The organism is Parasulfitobacter algicola (assembly GCF_013315265.1).
Taxonomy (GTDB): Bacteria; Pseudomonadota; Alphaproteobacteria; order Rhodobacterales; family Rhodobacteraceae; genus Parasulfitobacter; species Parasulfitobacter algicola.
The window spans coordinates 73903-90208 of sequence record NZ_JABUFE010000004.1 but is presented as its reverse complement, the minus strand read 5'-3'; the positions used below and the strand labels follow the sequence as shown (position 1 = coordinate 90208).

Genomic DNA, 16306 nt, shown 5'->3' with positions numbered 1-16306 from the left:
TTAAAACTTGGCCTGAAACGGCAGGGTTTTGCCATCCGTCGGCGGGCTTCCACCACTTTGCCTTGCAAAGGTCGCTGTTGCTTTATTCTTCAGCTATGGAAAAATCTAAAACCACTGCCCCGGTTCCATCAGGCCCAGATCCATCAATTGTTGGCTGCTCCATTTAAATTGCACTGAATTGTGCCATTTGAAGCCTGAAATATGCGGTCGTGATGCAGGATTTCGGATCAAAGCCTTGGCCGTTCGAAATGAACAAATGGCGGCCGTCAGGTTGTGGTGCCACTGGCAGGCGTATGTGTTGTATTCGTCTTCATTCAAAAGATGTTCGCCTGTTAACTTTAACCCCGGCGCACTTTTGAAAAGGCCGATCCGATCAATGCGGCGTTGCTTAAAAGGAATGTGTTCTTCGAACCGCCATTTCAGCCCACCAAAAAAGTCAAGCTGACGGTCTTTAGTGGTGCCTTCTGCATCCTTGCGGGCCAACGAATAGTATCCGGATTTATCCAGATACGCATCGGTCAAGGATACTGCGTTGTCATTTACGCCCAAGTCACCTGCATATAAATCAATGACATATGTCAGCATTGCTTTGCGACGCTCTTCTGTGTGAAATGCCAGCATTTCCCCAACCGTGCGACTTTCACAGAATGGAAAAAACAAGTATTCTGCGTTGAAACAATAATAAAACCAGATGTCGGGGGCCGCCACCATCAACTGATTGATAACAGTTTCACGTTCACCGGCTTTGACGATATTTTCGCAGATGTGGATTACGTCACCTGCAATACTATCCGGAACGGGGATTGTTTCAGGTCCAATCGCCAAAATTTGCTGGAACCCTAAATTCAGATGATGGCGCAACGTTGTTTCAAGCTCTACGTCATCCTCGATCAGGATAATCGCAATCGGCCCTTTGGACAAAATACTGCTTTTTACGGCTAAAAACTGTTGTAAACTCTCAAAACGCATTGCTCACCTTTGCTTGAAGTCATTTGCCGCAAACACGCTCTGCATTGCAAGCTGTTTGCCTTTTGGGTAACAGAACGCCAACGCACAAGCGAGAATGTCCCATGTCGAAGCAAGATCCAAAAAAGCTGTTTATCAAAACCTATGGCTGCCAGATGAATGTCTATGACAGCGAACGCATGGCCGAGGTTCTGGGCGAAAAAGGTTATGTGTCGACCGACACGCCCGATGATGCAGACATGATCTTGCTGAACACATGTCACATTCGCGAAAAGGCAGCGGAAAAAATTTATTCAGAACTGGGGCGTTTCAAAGGACTGAAAGCGGCCAAGCCTGATCTGAAAATCGGTGTGGCTGGTTGTGTGGCTCAGGCCGAAGGGCAAGAGATCATGCGCCGTCAGCCTATGGTTGATCTGGTCGTCGGCCCGCAAAGCTATCACCGCTTACCGCAGATGGAAGAACAGGTCGCCAAGGGTCGCAAGGCGCTGGATACGGATTTTCCAGAAGAAGATAAATTTGAACATATGAAAGCCCGCCCCAAAGCGCAGCGTGGTCCGACAGCGTTTTTAACAGTGCAGGAAGGATGCGACAAATTCTGCGCGTTCTGCGTGGTGCCCTATACCCGCGGGGCCGAGGTATCGCGTCCTGCTGATCGTATCCTGACCGAAGCGCGTGATTTGGTCGATCGTGGTGTGCGCGAAATCACTTTGTTGGGACAGAACGTCAATGCGTATCATGGGGCCGGACCGACCGGTGAAGTAACGCTGGCTGACCTGATCTGGCAATTAAACGATATCGATGGTCTGCAGCGCATCCGTTTCACGACGTCTCATCCAAATGACATGGATGATGCCCTGATCGACGCACATGGAACGTGCGACAAACTGATGCCCTATCTGCATCTGCCTGTGCAATCCGGCAGCGACCGTATTTTAAAAGCGATGAATCGCAAGCACACCGCCGAAGAATACATTAATCTGATTGATCGCATTCGCGGCGCACGCCCTGACATTTTGCTGTCAGGTGATTTTATTGTGGGTTTTCCCGGTGAAACTGATCAGGATTTTGAAGATACAATGGCGCTGGTCGAGGCTGTGAAATACGGTCAGGCCTATTCCTTTAAATACTCCACACGTCCGGGTACCCCTGCGGCAGAACGCGCGCAGATTGATCCGGATGTTGCCAATGATCGCCTGCAACGTTTGCAAGCTTTGTTGAAAGATCAACAACGTGATATTCAGAATCAAATGGTCGGACGTGAAGTTGCTGTACTGTTTGAAAAAGCTGGTCGCCTGCCAGGCCAGCTGATCGGAAAATCTGAATATCTGCATGCCGTACACGTCCACGCGCCCGCTGACATGCAAGGCCAGATCGCCCGTGTGCAGATTACGGAAAGTTCCTCAAACTCGTTGGCGGGAACACTTCTGCAAACTGTGGCCGCGTGATCAGGGGTATTTTTATTGTTCCTAAAATACGTCTGTTACAGGCAATCCGAATTCCCACTGGGTCCAAGATAAAAAGAACGGCGCAGCAGCGCCTGAATACAGTCATACCCACATGCGCCTGATTTTGCTGACAACCCTGACAATGATTGCCTTTGCAGCAAATTCAGTTCTGAACCGTATGGCTTTGGCTGATGGCACTATGGGCCCATCTAGCTTTGCGATTTTTCGGCTGTTGTCCGGCGCTGTCATGCTGGTCGTTCTTGTCTGGCTGACATCTGGTAACCAAAAATCCAAGTTGCCATTTTCAATCACCGGGGCGGCCACTTTGGCGTTGTATGTCATAGGGTTTTCCTTTGCCTATGTGACCCTTGATGCTGGCGTTGGCGCACTAATCTTGTTTGGCGGTGTACAGATTACCATGTTCATCGGCGCGCTTTTATTGCGCGAAGCCATACCGCCCTTACGCTGGATCGGGGCCATTTTGGCTTTTACAGGGTTAATCTATTTGATGTGGCCCGCAGGTGCGGATGTACCATCAATGACTGGAAGTATATTAATGGCTGCCGCCGCCTTTGGTTGGGGTATCTATTCTCTTGCGGGTCGTGGCGCTAAGGCGCCATTAAACATGACGGCGGCAAATTTTCTTTTGGCTGTCCCGCTTGGGGCTTTGGCTTTTTTGCTTGTGCCGTCGCAGATCACACTGGCTGGAACCATTCTGGCTTTAATCTCGGGGGCGGTCACCTCGGGCCTTGGCTATGCGCTTTGGTACAGCATCCTGCCTCAGTTGGGCGCCACACGCGCAGCCGTTTCTCAGCTAACTGTACCGATTATCGCGTTGGGGGGCGGCATTCTGTTGCTGGACGAAACTTTGACATGGCGTTTTGCAGTCGCGACGCTTTTGGTTCTGGGCGGTGTGACCTTGTCGCTGATTAAATCGCGAGCTTAGCGAACAAGGTTGTTAAGACTGCTGAACGCCCGCGGGACCCACCACGTGGTTTACATGCCCCATTTTGCGACCTGGCTTAACATCAACCTTGCCATAAAGATGCAGTGCCACGCCTTGATGTACCAATTCAGAAACCCGATCCACATCATTGCCGATCAGGTTTTCCATCATGACATCCGAATGCCGTGACCCATCGCCCAAAGGCCAACCGGCAACAGCCCTGATGTGCTGTTCAAATTGATCAATCACACAGCCATTCTGGGTCCAATGCCCTGAATTATGCACACGCGGCGCGATTTCATTTACGATCAAACCGCCATGCGTCACAAACAGCTCAACCCCCATGACGCCCACATATTCCAGTGCGTTCAAGATTTGCGCCGTCAGCAGGACAGCATCGGTTTTTTGGGCTGTGCTTAACGGGGCAGGTACCGTTGTTGTGTGTAAAATACCGTCGCGATGTACGTTTTCACCCGGATCGAAACAGGCCACCTGACCATCCATCCCACGTGCACCAATGACTGAAACCTCATGGGTGAAATGGACAAGCCCCTCCAGCACAGCGGGTGCGCCCCCCAAATCTTGCAGGGCCGCGTTTAGATCTGAAGTTTCAGATAATCGCACCTGGCCTTTGCCATCATATCCAAAGCGGCGCGTCTTCAAAATAGCGTCGGGACCAATCTGGGCCAGCCCGGATTTCAGATCCTCAAGGTTTTCAACATTGGCATAAGGCGCAGTTGCAAGGCTAAGGCTTTTCAGAAAATCCTTTTCAGTCAACCGATCCTGACTGACGGCCAGTGCTTTGCGGTTGGGCCGGATCGGACACAGTGTTTCAAGACGATCCAGCGCGGCAACAGGTATATTTTCGAACTCATAGGTGATGACATCCACCGATGATGCGAACTGTTCTAACGCCGCATTATCGTCATAGCTTGCCGTGGTAACCCGATGGGCAACATCGGCTGCGGGTGGGTTCTGACCGGGTTCAAAAATATGCGTTTTCAGGCCAAGCCGGGATGCCGCAACAGACAGCATGCGCCCCAACTGACCGCCGCCCAGTATCCCGATGGTCGTGCCGGGCTGCAAAGGATCAGTCATCAGATGGCTCATTAGGGATTGAGGCAGACAGATCTGCGCGCCATTGATCCAGGCGCTGCGCCAATTCGGGATCATTCAAAGCCAGAATACCTGCAGCCATCAGACCCGCATTTGCGGCACCTGCTGCACCAATGGCCATGGTTGCCACGGGAAAGCCTTTTGGCATCTGGACAATAGAATAAAGGCTATCAACGCCAGACAATGCTTTGGTCTGCACTGGAACGCCAACTACGGGCACACGTGTTTTAGAGGCCATCATTCCGGGTAAATGGGCGGCCCCACCGGCCCCTGCTATAATCACATGCAATCCGCGATCCACTGCGGTTTTGCCATAATCCCACAAGCGATCTGGCGTGCGATGTGCGGATACGATTTTGGTTTCATATTCAACATCCAACGCGTCCAGCACCTCTGCCGCTGCTTTCATCGTCGGCCAGTCCGACTGACTGCCCATTATAATGCCGACCTTCATACTTCGCCTCCGTTCAGGAAGCGGCACTATACGCAGGATTGACGGCTAGGCAATGATGTCAGGCGTCAAGCGGTCTTCTATATTCGCGATCTTGTCTTTCAACGCCAGCTTTTGCTTTTTCAGCCGCTGGATCGTTAGTTGATCACTGGTCCCTTTTTCCTGAAGGGCCGTGATCGCTTCGTCCAGATCACGGTGTTCGCGGCGCATGACTTCCAGCTCGATCCGAAGAACATCTTCGTTTTTCATTTCTTCTGCTGAACTCATGAAGGTCTTTCCTGCGTTGAAGGATGATACATAACAACTTTGTAGCGTCACGAAAAGACCTTGCCCCCTTGCGCGTCGCTTTTTGCAAACCCATATTAATGTCAGGCTGCCAGAATGGGGCCAAAGATAAACGTCGCTTTCAAAGGACGAAGTAAATGACGAAATTAACATTGGGGTCACACCCATTTTTGCTGGGGTTTGAACAGCTTGAGCGTTTGGTCGAACGTACCGCAAAAAGCGGAAATGACGGGTATCCGCCCTATAACATCGAGCAGACGTCTGAAACATCTTACAGAATTACGCTGGCCGTAGCCGGTTTTTCCGACGACGACCTGTCGATCACAATTGAAGACCGTCAGCTTGTGATCCGCGGCAGACAGTCCGAAGAAGATGCATCGCGCATATTTTTGCACCGTGGGATTGCGGCGCGCCAGTTCCAAAGGTCGTTTGTTCTGGCTGATGGCGTTGATATCGGCGAGGCGACAATGGAAAACGGATTGCTGCATGTAGACCTGAACCGCGCCATTCCCGACAGTGTTGTGCAAACCATCCAGATCAAGAAAGGGTCCTAAGTTATGGATACACGATATGATTTTGACGACAGTTCCAGCGAACGGATTGTGTATGTAAAACCGGTTGCCGTTTCTGATCTGCCGCAGCAGGTACAAGATCAGGCCGATGGGCTTGAAACGCTTTATGCGGTCCACACGGCCGAAGGTGAACAATTGGCGCTGGTCGCAGATCGTAATATGGCCTTTGTTTTGGCCCGCCAGCATGATTACAGCCCCGTTACAGTGCATTGATCAAAAGGCGGCGCCTAATGCACCACATTTTTTATCTCGTGCCTATTTAGGCACTCGGGATTGGCGCATACGGCCAAAGTCCGAATAAAAATCTGCCCCAAAGAGGGGCAGATTAAACAATCATCTTATGATTTTAGAGTATTATTCGCCACCACCCCGTGTGTGAACATAATGGGAAACAGCGCGTAATTCTGCTTCGGACAAGCGGGTATTCCATGGCGGCATGACGCCAAAGCGACTGTATGTGATGGTTTCGCGCAAAGTGTCGGGATCGCCACCGTAAAGCCAGATCGCATCGGCCAGATTTGGGGCACCCTGAAACACATCGCCCTTGCCATCTTCACCGTGACAAGATGAACAATTATCTAAAAACAATTCTTCACCTGCTGCTGCCATTGCGGCATCTTCGGGCGTACCGGACAGCGATATGACATAGTTTACAAGTTGGTCGATCTCAGGATCTTCCAGAATGTCACCAAAAGCGGGCATTTCGGAATAGCGGCTGTCCAGATCATCATTACGGATGCCGTGGGCAATGGTCAGGTAGATATTTTCAATATCGCCGCCCCATAGCCAGTCATCATCCAGCAGACTGGGATATCCAACGGCCCCGGCTGCACCCGACCCATGACATTGCGAACAATAGGTTGCGAAGATTGAGCCACCGGCATTTTCAGCATAGGTGCCCAGCTCAGAATTAGCCGCGATTTCAGTCAGTTCAACACTGGCCAATTGTTCATTGATCGCAGCATTGTTTTCTTCGACCAGTGCGATTTGCTCGGCCACTTCGCCCCGTGTGGAATACCCTAGCAAACCTGGCGTTGCTTGGCTGATCAGCGGCCATGCGGGATAGGCGATGGTGTAAAGAACAGCCCAGAAGATTGTTGCATAGAATGTCCACAGCCACCAACGCGGCATCGGATTATCGAATTCTTCGATCCCGTCCCAGCTGTGGCCAGTTGTTTCAACATCATCGGGGTTTTTTTGATTTTGGCTCATTTCCACGCCTCCTTGGTCGTTGCGTCAGGGCTTGTTTCATCCTGATCGCCGGCGGGTTTATCTTCGTTTCTGAAGGGGATGTTGGCTATGTCTTCGTGTTCTTTTGAGGCACCAGGGCGGAAGACCCAAAAGATAACGCCCACGAAAAAGGTGAATAGAAACAGCAACATCCAGCTGTCAGCAAATTCGCGCAAGAAGGAATATGTCTCCATGATATCCCCCTATCGACTTGGATCGGGCGTAAAGGTCGAAAAGTCGACCAATGTCCCCAACATTTGCAGATAAGCGATCAGCGCATCGGTTTCTGATATACCGGGCTGCCCATCGAAATTCCGAACCTGTGCGCCGGGATAGCGAACCAGCAGATCATCAAAATCGCTGTCTGGGTCAGCTTGTACCAGAAAATCGGCGGTCGCGTTGTCGATCATTTCATCCGTATAAGGCACGCCAACCATACGATGTGCTTGCAGCAGATCCTGAATATATTCACCGTCCAACAGGCGATCTTCCATAAAGCCGTATTTCGGCATGATGCTTTCGGGTACGACCGATTGCGGATCGCGCAGGTGAACCAAATGCCAGTCGTCCGAATAACGCCCCCCTACGCGGGCCAGATCCGGTCCGGTGCGTTTGGACCCCCACTGGAATGGGTGATCATACATCGATTCGGCCGCCAGTGAATAATGCCCATACCGTTCAACTTCGTCCCGCATCGGGCGGATCATCTGGCTGTGGCAGACATAGCAACCTTCGCGAATGTAAATCTCGCGCCCTGCCAATTCCAACGGGGAATAGGGCCGCATGCCTTCGACCTCTTCAATCGTATTTTCCAGATAGAACAGTGGAACGATCTGCACCAGTCCCCCGATTGTGACGACCAGAAAGCTAAGGATCAGCAGCAGGACAGCGTTGGTTTCAATCAGTTTATGTTTGTCGAGAATTGCCATTCAACCGGCCCCCTTTATTCAGCCGGAACCATTGACGGGTCTGCCTGTTTGGCAGGGGCCCGACGAACGGTCATCCATAAATTATAACACATGATCAGCGCACCAGCGAGGTACAGAACCCCACCCAGACCGCGCACCACATACATCGGGAACTTCGCGGCAACGGTGTCAGCGAATGAATTCACTAGGAAACCGTTCGCATCCACTTCGCGCCACATCAGACCTTCCATAATGCCAGTGACCCACATTGCGGCGGCGTAAAGAACAATGCCGATTGTGGCCAGCCAAAAGTGTGCGTTGACCAGTTGAAGGCTGTAAAGCCGTTCACGGTTCCACAGGCGTGGTGTCAGGAAGTACAGCGCACCAAAGGTGATCATGCCGTTCCAGCCCAAGGCACCCGAATGCACGTGACCAATAGTCCAATCGGTGTAGTGCGACAGTGAGTTGACCGCACGGATCGACATCATCGGACCTTCGAATGTGGACATGCCGTAAAACCCGATTGAGATGACCATCATGCGGATGATGGGATCGGTGCGCAGCTTGTCCCAAGCGCCTGACAGTGTCATTAGGCCGTTGATCATACCACCCCAGCTTGGCATCCACAGGACGATCGAAAAGACCATGCCTAAGGTCGATGCCCAGTCCGGCAAAGCCGTATAATGCAAGTGGTGCGGACCCGCCCAGATATACAGGAAGATCAGTGCCCAGAAGTGAATGATTGACAGTTTATAGCTGAATACCGGGCGTTCGGCCTGTTTGGGCACAAAGTAATACATCATACCCAGGAACCCGGCTGTCAGGAAAAAACCAACGGCGTTATGGCCGTACCACCACTGTGTCATAGCGTCTTGCACACCGGCAAACAGCTGCACAGACCGTGATCCAAAAATCGATACAGGTAAAGACAGGTTATTGATCACATGCAGCATGGCCACTGTGACGATAAAGCTTAGCAGGAACCAGTTGGCCACATAGATATGCTTTTCCTTGCGGTTCAGGATCGTGCCCAGAAAGACCGCCAGATAAGCCAGCCAGACAATGGTCAGCCAAATATCTACATACCATTCGGGTTCGGCGTATTCTTTTGATTGTGTCGACCCCAACAGGTATCCGGTTGCCGCCAGAACAATGAACAGGTTGTATCCCCAGAATACAAACCATGCTGTGTTGCCACCCCAAAGGCGTGCCGCACTGGTGCGTTGTACGATATAGAATGACGTACAAATCAACGCGTTGCCCCCAAACGCAAAAATCACCGCACTGGTGTGCAGCGGTCTTAGACGTCCGAAATTCGCATATCCTTGTGCCCATTCAAAGTTCAGCACTGGAAAGGCCAGTTGGAACGCAATAAATGTACCTGCCAGAAATCCAACGGCACCCCAGAATGCCGTTGCAATCACGCCGGCGCGAATGGGTCCGTCCATATATCCTATTGGCGTGGCAGGCTTTGGTTCGTCGGTGTGCCGAAGTGTCCAAAGAAACATGCCGCCTGCAACCAACATAATGATGACTGCGTGCACCTGATAGGCAAGATCACGTGCATAACTGGCAGCAATCGCAGCAAACAGCGCCACGACCCCCAGCATAACCAACTTGATATAATCCCACATCAATGCGTCCCTTTTAATCTTGTCTTGGCGCGCTTCTGACGCACCAATGGTATTTTCCCGTGATCGTCTATGTGGCGGAACGTGCAGTAGCTTGCTTTGATCTGGGTCAATTTTTACGTTTGCGGCGTTTGATCCGCGTCAATGCGGCGCATGCCCTGTTTGCGATAAACTGGCGTCACACGTTGGAGGAAGCGAAAATGGCACTTAAAACAATTCTGACCGTTTTAACTGATACCGAGTTGTCCAAAGACAGTTTGACGCGGGCCGCAGCACTGGCACAGGCGCAAGACGCCCATCTGGATGTTCTGGCCCTTGGCGTCGATACGACGCAGGTGGGGTATTACTATGCCGGTGCTACGGCGGTTGTTCAGCAAATCACACTTGAAAATGCCGACAATGCTGCAAAGAAAATTGCAGACTTCGCAGAACAGCAACTGGCTGGAACCATTGTGCGCTATGGCATCGAAGTGGCCGCATCACAGCTGACAGGCATGTCGCCCCTTGTCGCGCAACGTGCGCGGTTTGCCGACATCGTTGTGTTGCCCCGCCCGTATGGCGAAAATTGCGGGATCGAGATGGAGACATTGGTCGAGATCGCATTATTCGAAGGTCAAGCATCAGTTTTGATCATACCGCAGGGGGATACGTCGGACGCGTTTCCCAAACGGGTTGTTGTTGGGTGGAATGAAAGCCGCGAAAGCCTGGCTGCAATCCGCCGCGCGCTACCGTTTCTTGTGCAGGCCGAAAAGGTATCGGTCGCTGTGATTGATCCACCGCAGCACGGCCCAAACCGATCTGATCCGGGCGGGATGCTGTCGCAATATCTGGCGCGCCACGGCGTGTCGGTTGAGGTCTGCGTTATCTCGAAAACGCTGCCCCGGGTATCAGATCAATTGCAACGCCATGCGCTTGATATTGATGCAGATATGTTGGTGATGGGGGCTTATGGCCATTCCCGTTTTCGCCAGGCGATACTGGGCGGGGCCACACGCAACACGCTTGAAGGGTCCAAAATACCGGTCTTTATGGCCCATTAATTTGTGGGTCTGCGGATTTGGCCGTGACTGACTGAAACCGCTGACCCAGATACCCTGACCTGAACCAGTGCATTTTGTGTGACATCAATCCGAAGACTGATCTGACTGGGCCGGCCCATCTCGGCCCCTTGCGTGATCTCAAAACAGGTTTCGCCATCGTCCAAAGCGCCCGCCGCCAAAAGCTGACGCGCCAGAATGGCTGCGGCTGACCCGGTTGCGGGATCTTCGGGTATGCCTGCGGTTGGGGAAAACATGCGCGCGCAGATTAACTGTTCCGAGGTTTGCGTATAGACATAGGCGCTATCGACCGCGCCCATATCCATGATATTTGACCATGCGGGTTCAAATGGCCGTGCTTGCGCTAGGGCCGTTGTATCTTTGACCGGCACATAAAGAAATCGTGGACCGCCTTCCCATAAGCCGGGTGTGTGGCTGCTGAACCCGACCCGTTCAGCGCCTAATCCCAAAGCCTTGCTGATTGACAAAACGTCGGGAACAGAACCGGCGGTGGCTTGCATCGGCACAATGGGTGCCGTAAATTCGGCCCGCACCCGGCCTTGGCAGCGGGATACCGTCACAGGTACAAGGCCAGCTTCTTCTTCAAGAAAAATCATACGTTCAAAATCGCCTTGCGGCTGCGCTTGTGATGCTAAATGAATGGCACACCCGACCGTAGGATGCCCTGCAAAGGGGATTTCGCCCGTCGGGAAAAATATCCGCACGCGTGCATCATGGACCGGGTCTTGCGGTTTTTGAACAAATATCGTTTCTGACAGATTGAATTCACGCGCAATGGTCAGCATGGCCTGGTCACTTAACCCATCAGCATCCAGTATCACAGCTAATGGATTGCCGGAAAATCGGGTTTCCGTAAAAACATCCAGCGTTACGAAGTTCAGCAGATCAGGCAAGCATACCGCCATCGCTATCATCGCCAGCCTCGTCCAGCAAAATCCGCATATCCGGTACGGTCACATGGCGCTTGCCTTGCAAGACAATAACACCGTCCCGTTTCAGCGCGCTGATTTGGCGACTGACAGTTTCCAGGGTCAAACCCAGATAATCGGCCATCGCTTCGCGTGTTAGGGGCAGATCAAAAATAACGTCACCGACTTTTGGATGCGCAGTCAAAGATGCATTGCGCTGCGCTATGATCGCCAAAAGACTGGCAATCTTTTCGCGTGCCGTCTTGCGGCCCAGTAACAACATCCATTCCCGCGCCGCATCCAGTTCATCCAGTGTCATCTGCAGCAGACGTTCTGCAATATGCGGGGTTTGCATCATAATTTGCTCAAATGGTTTCTTGCGAAAACAACACATGACAAGATCTGTCGTTGCCACCACGTCATAGGCCGCAATTTCCCGACCCGGACGTCCCACGAAGTCAGAGGGCAGCAAGAGCCCAACCATTTGCGTCCGTCCATCCTCCATCGTCTGTGTTAAAGACGCGATCCCGGTTACGACTGACGCGACGAAATCCATTTTGTCGCCCTGCCAGACAACGGTCTGCCCGGCCTCAAAGCTGCGATAATACTTGACCTCTTCCAGCCGTTCCAATTCATCCGTTTCGCACCGTGCACAAACGGCGCGATGCCGGATCGGACAATCGGCACAATCTTGCGAAACAAGTTTGAGATCTTGCATTCAGGGTTCTCCACTTAGCGCGGCTTGATCTGCATCAAAGCATGGATCGACGCGTTTCTCCTAAACCTAAGCGTATGAACACGATGACGCAACTCCGACAGCTTGGTCTTTTCGACGCGAAAGTGCCCCGCTATACCAGTTACCCAACGGCACCGCATTTTGCAGATACCGTCGGGACAAGGGAATTTTCTGGCTGGATTGATGAAATACCCCAAGGCGGACAGATATCGCTGTATCTGCATGTGCCGTTTTGTCGCCGTCTATGCTGGTTTTGCGCCTGTCGCACACAAGGGACACAGTCAACCGCACCTGTGCAAGCCTATCTGCAAACGTTGAAATCCGAACTGGCGTTGCTGAAACGTAGATTGCCCAAAGGGGTCAGTCTGGCGCGGCTGCATTGGGGCGGCGGCACGCCCACATTGCTAAGTGCGGATATGATGCGTGATCTGGCCGAAAGCATTTTCACAGTTGCGCCTTTGGCCAGTGATGCCGAATTTTCCGTTGAAATCGACCCAAATGAGATTGACGCAGATCGGATCAAGGCTTTGGCCGCAATCGGGATGAACCGTGCCTCAATCGGGGTGCAGGATTTTGATCCCGATATTCAAAAGACCATTGGTCGCCAGCAATCCTATGATGTGACCCGCGATGCTGCTGATGCATTGCGTGCCGTTGGTATTCGTTCGCTGAACGCTGATATTTTGTATGGGTTACCGCATCAGACACCCCATAAGATCGCCGAAAGCGTACAGATGCTGCTTAGCCTTTCGCCCGACCGCGTGGCGCTTTACGGATACGCGCATGTGCCATGGATGGCGCGTCGTCAAGGCATGATCCCGTCAGATGCATTGCCAACACCGGAAGAACGGCTTGAGCTGTTTGAAACGGCCAGCCAATTATTTGCATGGGATGATTATGCCGAAATTGGCATAGACCATTTTGCCAAATACGATGACGGCTTGACCATTGCGCAACGGGCTGGGCGCCTGCGGCGGAATTTTCAAGGCTATACCGATGACCCATCGGATGTGCTGATTAGTCTTGGGGCTTCAGCCATATCGCGCTTTCCACAAGGCTTTGCACAGAATGCATCATCGACGTCAGCTTATACAGCTGCCGTGCGCGCAGAGCAGTTTGCAACGGTACGCGGCCATAACTTTAGCCCTGATGACAAACTAAGGGGCCGGATAATCGAGGCATTGATGTGCGATTTTCACGTCCAGACAGCCGAACTTGTGAACAGTTTTGGCGTCACAGCAAAGCAAATTGAGCTTCTTTATCAAAAGGCGCTTGGGCAGTTCCCGGGTATGCTTTCGATCACCAAAGACGGCCTGCAAATTCCGACCAAAAGTCGCGCTTTGACCCGCATGATCGCCCGTTCTTTCGACGTATACTCTGTGGATCAAGCCGGGCATTCACACGCAATCTGATCGAACCGCTTATCAAACCCTGGTCGGGTTTTCTTCGCGAGAAGTGCCCGAAGCGGGTACGACAAGCGCCCTATTCTCCATAAGGTATCCAGATATTCTTGACCTCGGTCGCGGCTTCCAGAAATACGTGGCTGTCGTCGGTTGTCCAATCGCGCACCATGCCGTTGTTCACCCAAGTCCGCTTTATATTCAGCGCGGCTCCTTTTTCAATCAAGCCGCTGATATCGGATGATGAAAAGCTCCAGACTGCATCGACGTCCATATGCGATGCCATGGGCGCGGCCAATTCGGAATGTGATCCAGTCAGAATATTCACCACACCGCCCGGCACATCCGAAGTTTCCAACACTTGTACAAAATCTGTGGCCGCCAGCGGAAACGGTTCTGATGCGATCAGAACCACCCGATTGCCCATTGCAACCGCAGGCGCCATTACCGATATCAGCCCCAGCAATGGCACATCATCCGGGCAGAACGCGCCGATCACACCCACGGGTTCCTTCATCGCCAAGGCAACGCCGCGAATTGGCACATTATGCACCTGCCCGTCATATTTATCAGCCCAAGCGGCATAGGTGAACAGCCGGTCAATGGCTTGCGCAACTTCATCGTTACCGGTCTTGCCGCCCTGCATATCATTCAGACGCCCTGCGAATTCATCTGCCCGCGCTGAAAGGTTTTCGGCAATATAATACAGGATTTGCGCCCGCAGATGCCCTGTTGTGCCTGACCATCCTTTGGCGGCATGGGCCGCTTCGACTGCATTGCGAATGTCTTTGCGATTGGCCACGGATACATGACCCAGCAAAGCGCCTTTCGGTCCCCAGGCGCCACGGGAGTAGCCCCCATCAGGACGCGCCTGCTTGCCGCCGATATACAACTTCGCGGTTCGGTCCAATGGATCAAAGGGACCGTCGTCGCCCTCAAACGCTTCAACTTGTTTCAGCACCTTTGCCTTGCCTTTGGGCTTGGTATAGGCCGAAAGCCCCTCCCATCCGCCTTCGCGGCCAAAGCCGCTTTCGCGTACCCCGCCAAAGCCTGCAGCCGCATCCATCAGATTTGTGGCATTCACCCAAACGATGCCGGCCTTCAACTTGGGCGACATGTCCAGCGCTAGGTTTATATTTTCCGTCCAGACCGTCGCGGCCAGCCCATAGCGGGAATTATTTGCAATCTCGACCGCCTCAGCCGGTGTGCGAAAAGTCGTAGCGCATAGCACAGGCCCAAAGATTTCTTCCTGCATCAGGGTCGAGGCAGGCGAAAGACCGGTGATCAACGTCGGCGGATAGAAACACCCCGTCTCAGGCACTGTGTCCGTCTGGAACATTTCGCCTTCGTTATTGGCATCGATTTTGGCTTTGATACCGTCCAGCTGAACCGGGTCCACCACCGCACCCACGTCGATGCATTTGTCCAGCGGATCGCCAATGCGCAGTGTCTGCATGCGGATTTTCAGTTTGTCATAGAACCGATCCGCGATGCCTTCCTGCACCAACAGGCGACTGCCGGCACAGCAAACTTCGCCTTGGTTGAACCAAATCGCGTCTACCAGCCCTTCGACCGCACTGTCGATGTCGGCGTCATCAAACACAATATACGGGGACTTGCCGCCCAGTTCCAAAGTCAACGCTTTGCCCGTACCTGCCGTGGCTTCGCGAATGCGCCTCCCGACCTCGGTTGATCCGGTAAAGGCGATCTTATCCACATCGGCCTTCACGATCATCTCGCCCACAGCCCCGTCGCCCGTGAGGATATTGATCACACCATTTGGCACACCGGCCTGACGGCAGATGTCGGCAAACAGAAGTGCGGTCAGTGACGTATATTCCGCCGGTTTCAGCACCACCGTGTTGCCCATCGCCAATGCTGGCGCGACTTTCCAGGCCAGCATCAGCAGGGGGAAGTTCCACGGAATGATCTGCCCGCAGACACCCAAGGCCTGACGGTCAGGCAGTTCGGTGTCCATCAGCTGCGCCATGCCCGCGTGATAATAGAAATGCCGTTGGGCCAGCGGGATGTCGATATCGCGGGCCTCGCGGATGGGCTTGCCGTTATCCAGCGTTTCCAGCACAGCAAAAAGACGCGCGTGTTTCTGCAGCAAACGGGCCAGAGCATAAAGCACCCGCGCCCGGCCATGCCCGCCCGATTTTTCCCATTTAGGCTGAGCCGTGCGGGCGGCAGTGATGGCGGCGTCGATATCGTTCGCCGTGGCTTGCGTCAGCTTAGCCAGTGTTTCGCCATTGGCCGGGTTTTTGGCTGCGAATGTTTTGCCGGGTTTGGTGAAGGTGCCGTCGATAAAGTGCCCGAACTTGCCGTCAAAGCCCTTGATCCAGTCTAAAGCCTCCGCCGCGCTTTCGGGGGCTGGGCCATAGTCCATGGTGTCGAATTTTTCTTTTATGGTCATAGGAAGCTCATGAATAAGTCCGGGATGGCAAATGCAAGGGTTATCAGGGCAAACCCAACGAAACGATTATCACGGTTCAGCAAACCTATACAGCCAAACAGCAAGGCAGGCACGGCAAAGACTACATTTTGTCCGATTTTGAAGGCAAAACTCTCGCTAGGTGTTTGCTCAATAAGCAAATATCTGGCTACGCCATACCCGATGCTGAAGAGTACGATAAACAGGACATATTTCAAAA

Annotated in this window: 18 protein-coding genes; 6 read left to right on the top strand and 12 right to left on the bottom strand. The window is 52.7% G+C overall.

The features are described 5' to 3' along the window. Positions 1-105 precede the first annotated feature (105 nt). Positions 106-969 carry a hypothetical protein gene (locus HRQ87_RS08775; RefSeq protein WP_174137394.1) on the bottom strand — a complete coding sequence of 288 codons (864 nt, stop codon included), beginning with the start codon at positions 967-969 and terminating at the stop codon, positions 106-108. Between the two features lie 101 nt (positions 970-1070). Between HRQ87_RS08775 and miaB the strand changes: the two genes are divergently transcribed. Both miaB and HRQ87_RS08765 read left to right on the top strand, forming a co-directional pair. Further along, complete coding sequence (miaB, locus tag HRQ87_RS08770) at positions 1071-2411, top strand: tRNA (N6-isopentenyl adenosine(37)-C2)-methylthiotransferase MiaB (protein ID WP_174137392.1); 1341 nt, start codon at positions 1071-1073, stop codon at positions 2409-2411. A gap of 112 nt (positions 2412-2523) precedes the next feature. Next, a complete protein-coding gene (locus tag HRQ87_RS08765) occupies positions 2524-3357 on the top strand; it encodes a DMT family transporter (protein WP_174137390.1) in 834 nt (277 codons plus the stop codon). 12 nt (positions 3358-3369) lie between these two features. On the opposite strand, the gene HRQ87_RS08760 is transcribed toward HRQ87_RS08765, so the two are convergent. From HRQ87_RS08760 to HRQ87_RS08750, 3 genes are read right to left on the bottom strand one after another with little or no spacing between them, the layout of a single operon-like run. Next, a complete protein-coding gene (locus HRQ87_RS08760) occupies positions 3370-4455 on the bottom strand; it encodes a 5-(carboxyamino)imidazole ribonucleotide synthase (protein ID WP_174137388.1) in 1086 nt (361 codons plus the stop codon). Continuing rightward, positions 4448-4927 (bottom strand): 5-(carboxyamino)imidazole ribonucleotide mutase, encoded by a 480-nt coding sequence (gene purE / locus HRQ87_RS08755; protein WP_174137386.1) that lies wholly within the window; start codon positions 4925-4927, stop codon positions 4448-4450. The genes HRQ87_RS08760 and purE overlap by 8 nt, the downstream gene beginning before the upstream one ends. 45 nt (positions 4928-4972) lie before the next feature. Then, the gene (locus tag HRQ87_RS08750) at positions 4973-5191 is read right to left on the bottom strand and encodes a YdcH family protein (protein WP_174137384.1); all 219 of its coding nucleotides are present in this window, start codon (positions 5189-5191) and stop codon (positions 4973-4975) included. Between the two features lie 155 nt (positions 5192-5346). Here HRQ87_RS08750 and HRQ87_RS08745 point away from each other — a divergent pair, with 155 nt between their 5' ends. Both HRQ87_RS08745 and HRQ87_RS08740 read left to right on the top strand, forming a co-directional pair. Beyond that, positions 5347-5763 (top strand): Hsp20 family protein, encoded by a 417-nt coding sequence (locus tag HRQ87_RS08745; protein ID WP_174137382.1) that lies wholly within the window; start codon positions 5347-5349, stop codon positions 5761-5763. A 3-nt stretch (positions 5764-5766) separates the two neighbouring features. Then, entirely contained in the window at positions 5767-5994 is a 228-nt protein-coding gene (locus HRQ87_RS08740) for a DUF1150 family protein (protein WP_174137380.1), read from the top strand. 141 nt (positions 5995-6135) lie between these two features. Here the strand turns inward: HRQ87_RS08740 and ccoP are convergent, their stop codons facing one another. Genes ccoP through ccoN form a run of 4 tightly spaced genes read right to left on the bottom strand, consistent with a single transcriptional unit; the run spans position 6136 to position 9553 of the window. Continuing rightward, positions 6136-6993 carry a cytochrome-c oxidase, cbb3-type subunit III gene (ccoP, locus tag HRQ87_RS08735; protein WP_174137378.1) on the bottom strand — a complete coding sequence of 286 codons (858 nt, stop codon included), beginning with the start codon at positions 6991-6993 and terminating at the stop codon, positions 6136-6138. Then, positions 6990-7205, bottom strand: a complete 216-nt coding sequence (locus HRQ87_RS08730) for a cbb3-type cytochrome c oxidase subunit 3 (RefSeq protein ID WP_174137376.1) — start codon at positions 7203-7205, stop codon at positions 6990-6992. The genes ccoP and HRQ87_RS08730 overlap by 4 nt, the downstream gene beginning before the upstream one ends. Before the next feature lie 9 nt (positions 7206-7214). Continuing rightward, entirely contained in the window at positions 7215-7940 is a 726-nt protein-coding gene (ccoO, locus tag HRQ87_RS08725) for a cytochrome-c oxidase, cbb3-type subunit II (protein ID WP_174137374.1), read from the bottom strand. Positions 7941-7954: 14 nt separating this feature from the next. Beyond that, a complete protein-coding gene (ccoN, locus tag HRQ87_RS08720) occupies positions 7955-9553 on the bottom strand; it encodes a cytochrome-c oxidase, cbb3-type subunit I (protein WP_174137372.1) in 1599 nt (532 codons plus the stop codon). A 197-nt stretch (positions 9554-9750) separates the two neighbouring features. On the opposite strand from ccoN, the gene HRQ87_RS08715 reads away from it, so the two are divergent. Further along, the gene (locus tag HRQ87_RS08715) at positions 9751-10590 is read left to right on the top strand and encodes a universal stress protein (protein ID WP_174137370.1); all 840 of its coding nucleotides are present in this window, start codon (positions 9751-9753) and stop codon (positions 10588-10590) included. Here HRQ87_RS08715 and HRQ87_RS08710 read toward each other — a convergent pair. Together HRQ87_RS08710 and fnrL are read right to left on the bottom strand one after the other, a co-directional pair. Beyond that, the gene (locus tag HRQ87_RS08710) at positions 10587-11522 is read right to left on the bottom strand and encodes a PhzF family phenazine biosynthesis protein (RefSeq protein WP_246251956.1); all 936 of its coding nucleotides are present in this window, start codon (positions 11520-11522) and stop codon (positions 10587-10589) included. The genes HRQ87_RS08715 and HRQ87_RS08710 overlap by 4 nt on opposite strands. Next, positions 11494-12234 (bottom strand): transcriptional regulator FnrL, encoded by a 741-nt coding sequence (fnrL, locus tag HRQ87_RS08705; protein WP_174137368.1) that lies wholly within the window; start codon positions 12232-12234, stop codon positions 11494-11496. Before fnrL ends, HRQ87_RS08710 begins: the two co-directional genes overlap by 29 nt. Positions 12235-12308: 74 nt before the next feature. Between fnrL and hemN the strand changes: the two genes are divergently transcribed. After that, the gene (gene hemN, locus HRQ87_RS08700; protein WP_174137758.1) at positions 12309-13664 is read left to right on the top strand and encodes an oxygen-independent coproporphyrinogen III oxidase; all 1356 of its coding nucleotides are present in this window, start codon (positions 12309-12311) and stop codon (positions 13662-13664) included. Between the two features lie 70 nt (positions 13665-13734). Here the strand turns inward: hemN and HRQ87_RS08695 are convergent, their stop codons facing one another. Both HRQ87_RS08695 and HRQ87_RS08690 read right to left on the bottom strand, forming a co-directional pair. Next, positions 13735-16068 carry an aldehyde dehydrogenase family protein gene (locus HRQ87_RS08695; RefSeq protein ID WP_174137366.1) on the bottom strand — a complete coding sequence of 778 codons (2334 nt, stop codon included), beginning with the start codon at positions 16066-16068 and terminating at the stop codon, positions 13735-13737. Continuing rightward, a complete protein-coding gene (locus HRQ87_RS08690) occupies positions 16065-16304 on the bottom strand; it encodes a hypothetical protein (RefSeq protein ID WP_174137363.1) in 240 nt (79 codons plus the stop codon). Before HRQ87_RS08690 ends, HRQ87_RS08695 begins: the two co-directional genes overlap by 4 nt. Between the last annotated feature and the right edge of the window lie 2 nt (positions 16305-16306).

Coding starts and splice junctions, on each gene's coding strand:
- HRQ87_RS08775 (WP_174137394.1), bottom strand. CDS start 969: ATGCGTTTTGAGAGTTTACAACAGTTTTTAGCCGTAAAAAGCAGTATT.
- miaB (WP_174137392.1), top strand. CDS start 1,071: ATGTCGAAGCAAGATCCAAAAAAGCTGTTTATCAAAACCTATGGCTGC.
- HRQ87_RS08765 (WP_174137390.1), top strand. CDS start 2,524: ATGCGCCTGATTTTGCTGACAACCCTGACAATGATTGCCTTTGCAGCA.
- HRQ87_RS08760 (WP_174137388.1), bottom strand. CDS start 4,455: ATGACTGATCCTTTGCAGCCCGGCACGACCATCGGGATACTGGGCGGC.
- purE (WP_174137386.1), bottom strand. CDS start 4,927: ATGAAGGTCGGCATTATAATGGGCAGTCAGTCGGACTGGCCGACGATG.
- HRQ87_RS08750 (WP_174137384.1), bottom strand. CDS start 5,191: ATGAGTTCAGCAGAAGAAATGAAAAACGAAGATGTTCTTCGGATCGAG.
- HRQ87_RS08745 (WP_174137382.1), top strand. CDS start 5,347: ATGACGAAATTAACATTGGGGTCACACCCATTTTTGCTGGGGTTTGAA.
- HRQ87_RS08740 (WP_174137380.1), top strand. CDS start 5,767: ATGGATACACGATATGATTTTGACGACAGTTCCAGCGAACGGATTGTG.
- ccoP (WP_174137378.1), bottom strand. CDS start 6,993: ATGAGCCAAAATCAAAAAAACCCCGATGATGTTGAAACAACTGGCCAC.
- HRQ87_RS08730 (WP_174137376.1), bottom strand. CDS start 7,205: ATGGAGACATATTCCTTCTTGCGCGAATTTGCTGACAGCTGGATGTTG.
- ccoO (WP_174137374.1), bottom strand. CDS start 7,940: ATGGCAATTCTCGACAAACATAAACTGATTGAAACCAACGCTGTCCTG.
- ccoN (WP_174137372.1), bottom strand. CDS start 9,553: ATGTGGGATTATATCAAGTTGGTTATGCTGGGGGTCGTGGCGCTGTTT.
- HRQ87_RS08715 (WP_174137370.1), top strand. CDS start 9,751: ATGGCACTTAAAACAATTCTGACCGTTTTAACTGATACCGAGTTGTCC.
- HRQ87_RS08710 (WP_246251956.1), bottom strand. CDS start 11,522: ATGATAGCGATGGCGGTATGCTTGCCTGATCTGCTGAACTTCGTAACG.
- fnrL (WP_174137368.1), bottom strand. CDS start 12,234: ATGCAAGATCTCAAACTTGTTTCGCAAGATTGTGCCGATTGTCCGATC.
- hemN (WP_174137758.1), top strand. CDS start 12,309: ATGAACACGATGACGCAACTCCGACAGCTTGGTCTTTTCGACGCGAAA.
- HRQ87_RS08695 (WP_174137366.1), bottom strand. CDS start 16,068: ATGACCATAAAAGAAAAATTCGACACCATGGACTATGGCCCAGCCCCC.